The following is a 12,098-nucleotide window of genomic DNA, read 5'->3' as shown; positions in this document are numbered from 1 at the left end:
GGTCGGGCTACCCCTTGTAGGGCTGAGCCTTGTGCGTTACGACAGCTTTCTCCGTCTCCAAGACCGACGGCGGAACCGTCATGGTCACGGTGTCACCCTGCGTCATCGGGCCGGGCAGGATGGGCGCTGCGACCGGCGACGAATCCATCGGCACGCCGCCGTCGAACGCGATGGTCAGTCCCCCCATCGCGAGCACGGCGCTGCCCCCCAGCACTGCCATCAGAATTTTCGTGCGTCCAGCACGCGCCCACTCGGCCATGTCGCCCCCCGTTTGGAGCCGGACCCTGTTTGGCACCGGCTGCCACGCAGTGGACTACGAGTTGCTTGAGGCAGCCTGAAACGAACCTGTTGAACAGCTGGCAGGAACGCCTACAGGTAGGTGACGCCGAGAACGATCAGCGTGAAGATCACCGGCGAGACTGGCATGCAGCCCAGAAAAGCAGCCCACACCATGCGTTTCCGCTGATACTCCCGCCAGGCCAAATAGCCGACGACCGCGGCGGCCACGAGGATCACCGCCGAGAGGATCAGCACCCAGAAGCTGACGTCCTGCCCGTTGGTTGCCAACGAGATACCGATCAGCCACAGGATGTGGCCGATCACTAGGCCGCCGATACCGGCGATCAGCGTCGGTCTCAAAAGTTGATCATGTGGCCGGCGAGACCGTGGAAGCATTCCTGGAGTGCCTCCGACAGCGTCGGATGGGTGTGCACGTTGCGGGTCAGCTCGTTGACGGTCAGATCCCACTTCTGCGCCAGCGTCAGCTCCGGCAGAAGTTCGGAGACATCAGGCCCGATCAGATGGCCACCGAGGAGTTCGCCGTACTTGGCGTCGGCGATGACCTTGACGAAGCCGGTGGGGTCGGCCAGCCCGTGCGCCTTGCCGTTGGCCGTGAACGGGAACTTGGCCACCTTCACGTCGTAACCCTCGTCGCGGGCCTGCTGCTCGGTGAGGCCGAAGCTGGCGACCTGCGGCTGGCAGAACGTCGCTCGCGGCAGCATCCGGTAGTCACCGAGCGCCAGCGTCTCGGCGCCGGCGATCGTCTCGGCGGCCACCACACCCATCGCTTCCGCGACGTGGGCGAGTTGCAGCTTGGCCGTGACATCGCCGATGGCGTAGATGTGCGGCACGTTCGTGCGCATGTAGTCGTCGATGCCGATCGCCTTGCGGTCGGTCAGCTCGACGCCCGCCTTGTCGAGTCCGAAGCCTTCGACATTCGGGGCAAAGCCGATGGCCTGCAACACCTTCTCGGCCTTGAGCTCCTCTGTTTTGCCGTCTTTGCTGACCACGACGACAACGGATCCGTCGGCCTCGTTGTCGGTGATGGACTCGACCTTGGTGCCGGTCAGGATCTTCACGCCGAGCTTCTTGTACTGCTTCTCGATCTCCTTGGAGACCTCGGCATCCTCGTTGGGCAGCGCGCGCGGCAGGAACTCGACGATCGTGACGTCGACGCCGTAGTTCTTCATGACGTAGGCGAACTCCATGCCGATCGCGCCGGCGCCGGCGATGATGATCGACTTGGGCAGCTCCCGGGACAGGATCTGCTCCTCGTAGGTGACGACGTTCTTCGACAGTGAGGTGCCCGGAACCAGTCGGGTACTCGAGCCGGTCGCGATGATCGCGTTGTCGAACTCGACCGTTTCGGTCCCGCCCTCGTTGAGATCGACCTCGATGCTGTTCGGGCCGGTGAACTTCCCGTAGCCGTGGATCTCGGTGATCTTGTTCTTCTTCATCAGGAAGTGCACGCCGGCGACGCGGCCGTCGGCGACTTTCCGGCTGCGGTCGAAGGCGACACCGTAATCGAAGGTGGCCTCTCCGCTGATGCCGAACGTCTTGGCGTCCTTGGTGAAGATGTGGGCCAGCTCGGCATTGCGCAGCAACGCCTTCGACGGGATGCAGCCGACATTGAGGCACACTCCGCCCCAATACTTCGGTTCGATGATGGCGGTGTTGAGTCCGAGCTGTGCCGCGCGGATCGCCGCGACGTATCCGCCGGGACCGGCTCCGACAACGACGACGTCATAGTGAGTCACGGCCTCAGCCTATCGTCGGACGGGCAATCCATTCGAAGTAGTAGGCGCCATGCAGCAGCGCGGCGGTGGCCACCGAGGCCAACGGCGCCGACATCAGCGCGATGGCCAGCGCCGTAACCGGTGGCCGGTTCTGCACCATCGAGACCAGCATGCTGGCGACCGAGCAGACGATCAGGTACATCAGCACGCAGAACACCGCGGGGGTCTTATGCAGCGAGGTGTACCACCAGAAGTAGAAGCCCAGGCCGGCGGCTCCGGCCAGGACCCACACCGCGGCGACGATGAACACGAACTGCCACCGCTTCACGTACTGGTACGTGCCGGCGACGGCCGTCGGCGCGGGCGGCACCACCACCGGCTCCGCGTGCAGTGAACCCTCGACCCGGTGCAGGAACGCATCGGTGTCGAAGTTCTCCAACTCGCTGAAGGCGATTGATTCCTCCGAGACTTCCGCCTCGGGTTCGTCTGTCAACGACCGCAGCGCGTGAGGATGCGGGCCGGTGTCGAAGATCGGTGCGTGGTGGGGCTCGGTCGACGGGAGGGACGCTTTGTCAGCCATGGGACACCACCTGAACCAGAACCAATGCCCCCAGCCAACCTGGCGCCATCGCCAGGATGAAGGCCCCCACTGTGGTCATCCACCGGCGGCCCGAGAACAGGATCAGCAGCATGCCGATGACGCTCGGAACAGCCACCACCAAACCGACCACCAGATCCGGACGAACGGGCGTCTTGACCAGCAGGGTGGCCACGACCGCGGCAACGAGGCCGGTCACGGTGCCCACCAGCAACGCGCTTGTGAGCAGCCATGCCCGAGGCAGGGGTATCACCCTTATGAGGGTACGTGCAGTCAAGCGGTCTATTGCTGAACGACTCCGGCGCGCCGACCAGGGATTGCACACGCATCTGCCGCCTCGATGACCACCAGATCGGACCGTCCAGCTGGTCGTGCACCACGCTCATAATCGGCTCCGGTCAGCGGAGAATCGCTGGCCAGCAACCGGTTTTCCGCATCGGTGAACGCCCGTCCGCGGCTCAGGAAGCGCATCCCCTCGGGGGCCTCGAGGCTGAAGCCTCCGCCGCGACCGGGGACGACGTCGATGACGAGCTGGGTGTGCTTCCACGTCTCGAACTGCGGGCCGGAAATCCAGACCGGGGCGCCCTCGAGCACCCCGAGCAGAACGTCGCGGTCGCCGACGATGAAGTCACCGTCGGGGTAGCACATCGGCGACGACCCGTCGCAGCAGCCGCCGGACTGGTGAAACATCAGCGGCCCGTGCCGCTGCTGCAAGCGGTGCAGAAGGTCGGCGGCCGCCGCGGTGATCAATGCTCGCGGCGGCGCCTGCTCCTCGGGATTTCGGCGCGTTTTCGTTCGCTGGGCGGCCGTTTGCGCGCCGAAATCACTCATCAGAAGAAGCCTTGGGCTTGGTTGGAGTAGGAGACGAGCAGGTTCTTGGTCTGCTGGTAGTGGTCGAGCATCATCTTGTGGTTCTCCCGGCCGATGCCGGACTGCTTGTAGCCGCCGAACGCCGCGTGGGCGGGATAGGCGTGGTAGCAGTTGGTCCACACCCGCCCGGCCTTGATGTCGCGGCCGGCCCGGTAGGCGGTATTGCCATCACGGCTCCACACCCCGGCACCCAGGCCGTAGAGGGTGTCGTTGGCGATGCGGATGGCGTCGTCGTAATCGCTGAACGACGTCACCGACACCACCGGGCCGAAGATCTCTTCCTGGAAGATCCGCATCGCGTTGTCCCCGGTGAAGATCGTCGGCTGCACGTAGTAGCCGCCGTTGAGGTCCCCACCGAGGTCGGCGCGCTCCCCACCGGTCAGGATCTGGGCGCCTTCACTCTTGCCGATCTCGATGTAGGACAAGATCTTCTCGAGCTGGTCGTTGGAGGCCTGCGCGCCGATCATGGTCTCGGTGTCCAGTGGATCGCCCTGACGGACCGCTTTGGTGCGAATGGCGGCCATGGCCAGGAACTCGTCGTAGATGTCGGACTGGATCAGGCTGCGGGACGGGCAGGTGCAGACTTCGCCCTGGTTGAGGGCGAACATCGTGAAGCCCTCCAACGCCTTGTCCTGATAGTCGTCGTTGGCAGCCATCACATCAGAGAAGAAAATGTTCGGGCTCTTGCCGCCGAGTTCGAGGGTGACCGGGATCAGGTTCTGGGAGGCGTACTGCATGATCAACCGGCCCGTGGTGGTCTCCCCGGTGAACGCGATCTTCGCAATCCGGTTGCTCGACGCCAACGGCTTGCCGGCCTCAACCCCAAACCCGTTGACCACGTTGAGAACTCCGGCAGGCAACAGATCAATGATGAGCGAGATCAGATACAGCACCGAGGCCGGGGTCTGCTCGGCGGGCTTGAGCACCACGGCGTTGCCCGCAGCCAGCGCCGGCGCCAACTTCCACACCGCCATCAGGATCGGGAAGTTCCACGGAATGATCTGCCCCACCACACCCAGCGGCTCGTGGAAATGATAGGCGACAGTGTCCTCATCGATCTGCGACAGCGCACCCTCCTGAGCACGGATCGCGGCAGCAAAGTACCGAAAGTGGTCCACCGCCAACGGAATATCAGCATTCAACGTTTCCCGGATCGGCTTGCCGTTGTCCCACGACTCGGCCAACGCGATCGACTCCAGATTGGCCTCGATGCGATCGGCGATCTTGTTCAAGATCACCGCCCGCTCGGCCGCCGACGTCTTCCCCCAGCCGGGTGCCGCAGCGTGCGCAGCGTCCAACGCCAACTCGATATCGGCATCCGTGGACCGTGCCACCTCACAGAACACCTCACCGGTCACCGGCGTCCGGTTCTCGAAATACAAACCCCCCACCGGCGCCGTCCACTCACCACCGATGAAATTCTCGTAGCGGGACTGAAAAGACATGGCAGAACCCGACGTTCCGGGGCGGGCGAACACTGGCATAGGTACTCCTCTATGAGTCACTTGCATTGATACGAACGGCGCGAACCGCGGGTGCGGTCGACGCGGGCAACACCATCGAGAGGTCCGCGGGGTAGCGCACCGTCACCTCGATTCCGCCGGCGAAGCGGTACGGCTGGGCGGCAAGCAGACCGGCGAACTGCTTGCGCAGCCGGGACAATTCGGCGCGAACCGTGACGACCCGGGAACGATCACCATAGAGGTCGGCGGCCAACTCGGGCGCCGACCGGCCGCCGGGATCCCGCGCCAAAATCAGCAGGATCTCGGCATGCCGCAGCGAAACGTCGTGGCGCCAACGCCCGAACTGTCCTGTCATGTCCAACGCCGGTGCGCCGGCGACCGTCAAGTCCAACGATGCCTGCGCCAACGCTGGTGCGTCGTCGTCAGCCGGCCGAACCAGCCAACCCCCGGGCAATATGTCGATATCGCAGATTCCGAAGGTGGGGATCCACGAGCGGCCCGCCGCGATGTCCTCGGGTAACAGGATGCGGTGATGCAGCGGCAGCGAGTCGACAGCCGCCACCCAGCCCTCAGCGTCGACCGCCAACGCGGGCTTGCCGATCCGGGCCAGGATCGGGGCCGCGACCATCCGCAGCCGGTTCAGGGTGCGGTCGTGTTGTTCACGCAGGTGCGACTCGGCGAGCCGGGCGACGGCATCGACGAGCGCCACCGTTGTCGGGTGCACGGTCGCGGCGGGGCCGGACACGTCGACCACCCCGATCACCTGCCCGGTTCGCGGATCGCGGATGGGCGCGCCCGCACAAGTCCAGGAGTGGTGGGTGCGCAGAAAATGCTCGGCGGAGAACACCTGCACGGCGCGGTTCGACACCAGCGCGGTGCCGATGGCGTTGGTGCCGACTTCCCCTTCCGCCCAGTGCGCACCTTCGATGAAGCCCAACCGGTCGGCGTTGGTGAGCACGGCCGGCGAGCCTGACCGCCACAGCACCCGGCCTTGCGCGTCAGCGACGACGAGGATGTTGGTGCCGTCGGCGACGAGCGATTCCAACCCGCGGGAGACCTCGTCGAGGACGGCCATCAAGCCGGACGTCCGGCGGAGCGCCTCCAGGCCGCCGGCTTCGACGACGGGCTGGGCGCGGCGGTCCGGGTCGACACCGGCCGACATCAGCCGGTGCCACGATTCGCCGATGACGTCGCGCGGGCGGGCGGGGGCGCGATGGCCCGCCATGGTCGCGTCGTAGACAGCCGACATCAGCCGCGCATAGTTGCGCGGGTCCTCGCCGAGCGCGACTGCGGGCTCAGGCACGTACGCCCCTTGCATTACTGCCGATTGTGCTCCGCATCTCAGCGGTAGACCAGGCCACCGTCGATCAGACCCGCCTGGCCTGTCATGTAGTCGGCGTCCGGGCCGGCCAGATACGAGACGAAGCCCGCCACGTCGTCGGGGGTTTCGGCACGGCCGAGGGCGATGCCACCGACAAACTTCTCGTAGGTCTCGCCCTCGGCGGCTCCGGTCAATTCGGCGAACCGTTTGTCGATCTCCACCCACATGTCGGTGCCGACGACACCCGGGCAGTAGGCGTTGACGGTGATCCCGTCGGCGGCGTATTCCTTGGCGGCGGCCTGGGTCAGCGCGCGCACCGCGAACTTGGAGGCGCTGTACGGGCCGAGCATCGCGAAGCCGTCGTGGCCGGCGATCGACGAAGCATTGATGATCTTTCCCCTGGTGCCGTTCTGTCTGAACATGGCGACGGCGGCCTGGATGCCCCACAGCACGCCGTTGACGTTGATCGCCCAGAGCTTCTCGATCTGTTCGGGCGTGACGTCGGCGATCGGGCCGACCAGGGCGATGCCGGCGTTGTTGACTATGATGTCGAAGCCGCCGAGCGCCGAGGCGGCATGGTCGACGGCGGCGAAGACTTGTCGGCGGTCGCTGACGTCGGCGACGAATGTGGTGACTTTGCAGCCGATCTCGCTGATCTCGTTGGCGACGGCGTCGATGCCTTCCGGTCGCACGTCGACCAGGGCCAGGTCAGCGCCGTCCCGGGCGAGCCGCAGCGCGATGCCGCGTCCGATGCCTCGTGCCGCACCGGTGACCAGAGCGACTTTTCCGTTCAGACTCACGATTCTCCGTTCGGGTCGACGAGGACTTTCATCTTGGTGCCGGCGTGCAGCGCCTCGAAACCTTCGTCGACGACATCGTCGATTGGGATGCGGGTCACCCAACCGGTGGTGTCGTACTTGCCGTCGGCCATCAGCGCGATGACCGCGTCGAAGTCGGCACCGGTGTAGCACAGCGATCCCTGGATGCGGGACTCGTTCATCACCAGGTTGAGAAGTGGTGTCTCCAAGGACTTTTCGTAGATCGCGACACTGATGGTGGGTTTGCGGGAACCGACGCACGCCAGCGCTGTCGCCACGGCCGGGGTAAGGCCGGCGGCATCGAACACCGCGTCGGCCCCGTTGCCCCCGGTGTGCTCTGCGATGAAGCCGGGCACGTCGAGGGCGGCTGGATCCAGCGTCTTCGCTCCGAGCGCCTCGATGGCGGCGCGCCGGGTCGGAGAAGGTTCGACGACGAGAACGTCGTCAAGGCCCTTGCCGCGCAACGCAAACCACAGCCCTATTCCGATGGGACCGGCACCGAACACCATCGCGGTGTCGCCGGGGTGTACGTCGCCCAGGGTGGCGGCGTGGTACGCCACCGACATCGGCTCGACGAGCGCTCCGAGTTCCAGCGACACGTTGCCGGGAAGCTTGTGCAGCATGCTGGTCGGCACCACGGTGTACTCGGCCATCCCACCGTCGGACATCAGCCCGTGGAAGCCGATCTGCTGACAGACGTTGTAGTTGCCGGCCCGGCACGGTCCGCAGTGGTCGCATTTGTAGATGGGCTCGACGGCGACGCGGTCGCCTTCCGCCCATCCCGTGACCCCGTCCCCGACCGCGGTGATGGTGCCTGAGAATTCATGCCCGATGGTGAGTGGCAGCTCGGCGCCGGTCAGTGGATGCGGCTGAGTCGGGATGAAGATCGGCCCGGCGTAGTACTCGTGCAGGTCGGTGCCGCAGATCCCGTTGAAGCCGACCTTGAGTTTGACGGTGCCCGGCCTTGGGTCGGGTTCGGCGACGTCATCGATCTCGACCTTGTTCGGTCCGTAGTACACAGCTGCCTTCATGCCGCAGTTCTATGTGACGGCGACCACATCCGAAAGAGTTGCAGGGGGTTGCAGCCGCGGCGGTGCAACGGCTCGCAACTCTTGCCAGACCGTGCGCATCGGGTGTGGTGTGGCTCACATGACTTCAACTCTGGAACCTCAGACCACCGGCGACGTGACGCCGCAGCAGCGCGTCGACGCCTGGCTCGACGAGTTCGAAGCTGCCCTGGGCAGCCGCGACATCGAGCGGGGTGCCGGCATGTTCGCGGTGGACAGCTTCTGGCGTGACCTGGTGTCTTTCACCTGGAACATCAAAACGATGGAGGGCCGCGATCGGATCGCCGACATGCTCGGCGCGCGACTATCCGACACCGACCCGTCCGGCTTCCGCACTCGAGAGGAACCCACCGTCGACGGCGACGTCACGTCGGCGTTCATCGAGTTCGAGACCGCCGCGGGCCGCGGAACCGGGCATCTGCGTCTTCGAAGCGAGTCGGGGACCGACCAGGCGTGGACGCTGCTGACCGCGCTACAGGAGCTCAAGGGACACGAAGAGCACAAGGGCGCCTCCCGGGTGCTGGGTGCAGTCCACGGCGACGATCCCGATGCCCGGTCGTGGGCGGAGAAGCGGGCCGAGGAAGAAGCCCAGCTCGGCCGCACCGTGCAGCCCTACACGCTGGTCATCGGCGGCGGTCAGGGCGGGATCGCATTGGGCGCACGGCTGCGTCAGCTCGGGGTGCCCGCCATCGTCGTCGACCGCCACGAGCGACCCGGGGACCAGTGGCGCAAGCGGTATAAGTCGCTGTGCCTGCACGACCCCGTCTGGTACGACCACCTGCCGTACCTGCCATTCCCGCAGAACTGGCCGGTGTTCGCCCCCAAAGACAAGATCGGCGACTGGCTGGAGTTCTACACCCGGGTGATGGAGGTGCCGTACTGGCCGAAAACCACCTGCCTGTCGGCAACATTCGACGAGACCGCCCAGCAGTGGACCGTCGAGGTCGACCGCGATGGTGAGCGGCTGACCCTGCATCCCACTCAGCTGGTGCTCGCGACCGGCATGTCAGGCAAACCCCACGTGCCGGTGCTGCCGGGGCAAGACATCTTCCGCGGGGATCAGCATCACTCCAGTGCGCACCCCGGCCCCGATCCGTACGTGGGCAACAAGGCGGTGGTCATCGGCTCGAACAACTCCGCCCACGACATCTGCAAGGCGCTTTACGAGAACGGTGTCGACGTGACCATGGTGCAGCGGTCATCGACGCACATCGTCAAGTCGGAATCCCTGATGGACATCGGCCTTGGTGATTTGTACTCCGAGCGCGCACTGGCAGCGGGAATGACCACCGAGAAGGCCGACCTCACGTTCGCGTCGCTGCCGTACCGGATCATGCACGAGTTCCAGATCCCGCTCTATGACCAGATGCGGGAACGCGACAAGGAGTTCTACGCCCGCCTCGAAGCAGCAGGCTTCGAATTGGACTGGGGTGCAGACGGATCCGGGCTGTTCATGAAGTACCTGCGCCGCGGTTCCGGCTACTACATCGACGTCGGCGCCTGCGAGCTGGTGGCCGACGGCAGGATCAAGCTGGCTCACGGCCAGGTCGATCGGCTCACCGAGAATTCGGTGGTGCTCGCCGACGGTACCGAACTACCGGCCGACGTGGTGGTCTACGCCACCGGGTACGGCTCGATGAACGGCTGGGCAGCCGAACTGATCGGCCAGGAGGTGGCCGACAAAGTCGGCAAGGTGTGGGGCTTGGGCTCGGACACCCCGAAGGACCCCGGCCCCTGGGAGGGCGAGCAGCGCAACATGTGGAAGCCCACCCAACAGGAGAATCTCTGGTTCCACGGGGGCAATCTGCATCAGTCGCGGCATTACTCGCTGTATCTGGCCCTGCAGCTCAAGGCTCGCTACGAAGGAATTCCCACTCCGGTGTACGGGCTACAGGAGGTGCATCACCTGAGCTGAGGCTCCGCCCGCAGAATAGAGGGCATGGCCGAAGACGACCCGTACCTGTGGCTCGAAGAAATCGCCGGTGAAGAGCAGCTCGCGTGGGTGCGCAAGCACAACGATCCGACCGTCGCCGAATTCAGCGACGAGAGGTTCGAGCAGATGCGCGCCGAAGCACTGGAGGTTCTCGATACTGACGCGCGCATTCCGTACGTGCGCCGTCGCGGTGAGTATCTCTACAACTTCTGGCGCGACGCCGAGAACCCCAGGGGGCTGTGGCAGCGGACCACGCTGGAGAGCTACCTGACCGAGGATCCCGACTGGGATGTGATCATCGACGTCGACGCACTTGCCTCCGCCGATGGCGAGAAGTGGGTGTGGGCGGGCGCCGACGTGATCGAACCGGACTACACGCGGGCTCTGGTCAGCCTGTCACCGGGCGGCTCGGACGCGGCTATCGTGCGCGAATTCGACATGATCACACGAGAATTCGTTGCCGGCGGCTTCGAACTCCCAGAGGCAAAGTCGCAGGTGTCGTGGGAAGACCATGACACGGTCTTGGTGGGAACAGACTTCGGACCGGATTCGATGACCGAGTCCGGCTATCCGCGAGTGGTCAAGCGGTGGCGCCGGGGCCAGCCGCTGACCGAGGCGGAGACCGTGTTCACCGGACCGGTCACCGACGTGATCGTCGGGGCATCGGTGGACCGCACACCCGGCTATGAGCGCACAATGCTGCACCGCGCCATCGACTTCTTCAACGATGAGGTGTACGAGTTGCGTTCGGGCGAGCTGATCCGCATCGACGCCCCGACCGACGCCAGCGTGTCCGTCCACCGTGACTGGCTGTTGATTGAATTGCGCAGCGACTGGGAGACCGGCACCGCGTCATACCGAGCTGGGTCGCTGCTGGCGGCCGACTACGACGAGTTCCTCTCGGGGACAGCCGAATTGGCGGTGGTCTTCAAACCTGACGAGCATTCCAGTCTGCACCAATACTCCTGGACGCTGGATCGCCTGCTGCTGGTGAGCCTGGTCGACGTCGCCAGCCGGGTCGAGATCGTGACACCGGGATCGTGGACTCGTGAGCCCATCACGGGGGTCGGAGACAACACGGTCATCGTTGCCACCGATCCAGACGGTGACGAGATCTTTTTGGATTCCAGCGATTTCATCACGCCGTCACGACTGCTGTACGGAAGGGCCGGCGGGGAGCTCGCTGAGATCAAGCGGGCGCCATCGTTCTTCGACGCCGCCGACCTGGAGGTGTCCCAGCATTTTGCGACCTCCGCTGACGGCACGGCCATCCCCTACTTCGTGGTGGGTCACAAGCACGACGAGGCGCCAGGCCCGACGCTGCTGGGTGGCTACGGCGGATTCGAGGTGTCACGGACTCCGGGATACGACGGCGTGCTGGGTCGGCTGTGGTTGTCGCGGGGCGGCACCTACGTGTTGGCGAACATCCGCGGCGGTGGAGAGTACGGACCGGGCTGGCATACCCAGGCGATGCGGGAGGGTCGGCACAAGGTGGCCGAGGACTTTGCCGCTGTCGCAAGTGATCTCGTTGCCCGCGGTATCACCACCGTCGAGCAGTTGGGCGCGCAGGGCGGCAGCAACGGCGGATTGCTGATGGGCATCATGTTGACCAAGTACCCGCAGCTTTTCGGCGCGCTGGTGTGCCAGGTGCCGCTGCTGGACATGAAACGGTTCCATCTACTGCTGGCCGGCGCGTCGTGGGTGGCCGAGTACGGCGACCCGGACGAACCTGAGGACTGGGCGTTCATCTCGGAGTACTCGCCTTACCAGAACATTTCGCCCGACAAGCGGTACCCACCGGCGCTGATCACCACGTCGACGCGTGATGACCGGGTGCACCCGGGCCATGCGCGCAAGATGACGGCCGCGCTGGAGGCTGCCGGGCATCCGGTCTGGTACTACGAGAACATCGAGGGCGGTCACGCCGGGGCGGCCGACAATGCGCAGACGGCCTTCAAGTCCGCCCTGAGCTACTCGTTCCTGCATCGGATGCTGGGCTGATTGGGTGAGTTG

12 protein-coding genes are annotated in these 12,098 nt (G+C 65.3%); 2 read left to right on the top strand and 10 right to left on the bottom strand.

Annotation, left to right across the window (positions count from 1 at the left end):
* Window positions 1-7: 7 nt before the first annotated feature.
* The 10 genes from Y900_RS16120 to Y900_RS16075 all read right to left on the bottom strand — a co-directional run bounded on the left by Y900_RS16120 (window position 8) and on the right by Y900_RS16075 (window position 8,116).
* Entirely contained in the window at window positions 8-220 is a 213-nt protein-coding gene (locus Y900_RS16120) for a hypothetical protein (protein ID WP_131536183.1), read from the bottom strand.
* Between the two features lie 149 nt (window positions 221-369).
* Window positions 370-639: a hypothetical protein gene (locus Y900_RS16115; protein WP_036343159.1), complete on the bottom strand. Its 270-nt coding sequence runs from the start codon at window positions 637-639 to the stop codon at window positions 370-372.
* Complete coding sequence (gene lpdA, locus Y900_RS16110; RefSeq protein ID WP_036343158.1) at window positions 636-2,036, bottom strand: dihydrolipoyl dehydrogenase; 1,401 nt, start codon at window positions 2,034-2,036, stop codon at window positions 636-638. The genes Y900_RS16115 and lpdA overlap by 4 nt, the downstream gene beginning before the upstream one ends.
* A gap of 4 nt (window positions 2,037-2,040) precedes the next feature.
* Window positions 2,041-2,595 (bottom strand): hypothetical protein, encoded by a 555-nt coding sequence (locus Y900_RS16105; protein WP_036343157.1) that lies wholly within the window; start codon window positions 2,593-2,595, stop codon window positions 2,041-2,043.
* Complete coding sequence (locus tag Y900_RS16100; protein ID WP_071947746.1) at window positions 2,588-2,866, bottom strand: putative holin; 279 nt, start codon at window positions 2,864-2,866, stop codon at window positions 2,588-2,590. Before Y900_RS16100 ends, Y900_RS16105 begins: the two co-directional genes overlap by 8 nt.
* Window positions 2,867-2,895: 29 nt before the next feature.
* Complete coding sequence (locus tag Y900_RS16095) at window positions 2,896-3,444, bottom strand: DUF779 domain-containing protein (protein WP_081845131.1); 549 nt, start codon at window positions 3,442-3,444, stop codon at window positions 2,896-2,898.
* Window positions 3,444-4,967: an aldehyde dehydrogenase gene (gene adh / locus Y900_RS16090; protein ID WP_036343154.1), complete on the bottom strand. Its 1,524-nt coding sequence runs from the start codon at window positions 4,965-4,967 to the stop codon at window positions 3,444-3,446. The genes Y900_RS16095 and adh overlap by 1 nt, the downstream gene beginning before the upstream one ends.
* 10 nt (window positions 4,968-4,977) lie before the next feature.
* Window positions 4,978-6,264, bottom strand: a complete 1,287-nt coding sequence (locus Y900_RS16085; RefSeq protein WP_036343152.1) for a GAF domain-containing protein — start codon at window positions 6,262-6,264, stop codon at window positions 4,978-4,980.
* Between the two features lie 23 nt (window positions 6,265-6,287).
* The gene (locus Y900_RS16080) at window positions 6,288-7,067 is read right to left on the bottom strand and encodes an acetoin reductase (RefSeq protein ID WP_036343151.1); all 780 of its coding nucleotides are present in this window, start codon (window positions 7,065-7,067) and stop codon (window positions 6,288-6,290) included.
* Entirely contained in the window at window positions 7,064-8,116 is a 1,053-nt protein-coding gene (locus Y900_RS16075) for a 2,3-butanediol dehydrogenase (protein ID WP_036343149.1), read from the bottom strand. Before Y900_RS16075 ends, Y900_RS16080 begins: the two co-directional genes overlap by 4 nt.
* A gap of 118 nt (window positions 8,117-8,234) precedes the next feature.
* Here Y900_RS16075 and Y900_RS16070 point away from each other — a divergent pair, with 118 nt between their 5' ends.
* Both Y900_RS16070 and Y900_RS16065 read left to right on the top strand, forming a co-directional pair.
* Window positions 8,235-10,067, top strand: a complete 1,833-nt coding sequence (locus tag Y900_RS16070) for a flavin-containing monooxygenase (protein WP_036343148.1) — start codon at window positions 8,235-8,237, stop codon at window positions 10,065-10,067.
* A 24-nt stretch (window positions 10,068-10,091) separates the two neighbouring features.
* Window positions 10,092-12,086, top strand: coding sequence for a prolyl oligopeptidase family serine peptidase (locus Y900_RS16065; RefSeq protein ID WP_036343146.1), 1,995 nt, complete (start codon window positions 10,092-10,094; stop codon window positions 12,084-12,086).
* Window positions 12,087-12,098: the final 12 nt, after the last annotated feature.

Origin of the sequence: Mycolicibacterium aromaticivorans JS19b1 = JCM 16368 (assembly GCF_000559085.1) — a bacterium.
Lineage (GTDB): Bacteria > Actinomycetota > Actinomycetes > Mycobacteriales > Mycobacteriaceae > Mycobacterium > Mycobacterium aromaticivorans.
This window is presented reverse-complemented; position numbering and strand designations above follow the sequence as displayed.

Bases quoted from the DNA above. Each gene is read 5' to 3' on its own strand.
- Y900_RS16075 (WP_036343149.1), bottom strand. From the start codon at position 8,116: ATGAAGGCAGCTGTGTACTACGGACCGAACAAGGTCGAGATCGATGAC.
- Y900_RS16070 (WP_036343148.1), top strand. From the start codon at position 8,235: ATGACTTCAACTCTGGAACCTCAGACCACCGGCGACGTGACGCCGCAG.
- Y900_RS16120 (WP_131536183.1), bottom strand. From the start codon at position 220: ATGGCAGTGCTGGGGGGCAGCGCCGTGCTCGCGATGGGGGGACTGACC.
- Y900_RS16065 (WP_036343146.1), top strand. From the start codon at position 10,092: ATGGCCGAAGACGACCCGTACCTGTGGCTCGAAGAAATCGCCGGTGAA.
- adh (WP_036343154.1), bottom strand. From the start codon at position 4,967: ATGCCAGTGTTCGCCCGCCCCGGAACGTCGGGTTCTGCCATGTCTTTT.
- Y900_RS16095 (WP_081845131.1), bottom strand. From the start codon at position 3,444: ATGAGTGATTTCGGCGCGCAAACGGCCGCCCAGCGAACGAAAACGCGC.
- Y900_RS16085 (WP_036343152.1), bottom strand. From the start codon at position 6,264: ATGCAAGGGGCGTACGTGCCTGAGCCCGCAGTCGCGCTCGGCGAGGAC.
- Y900_RS16105 (WP_036343157.1), bottom strand. From the start codon at position 2,595: ATGGCTGACAAAGCGTCCCTCCCGTCGACCGAGCCCCACCACGCACCG.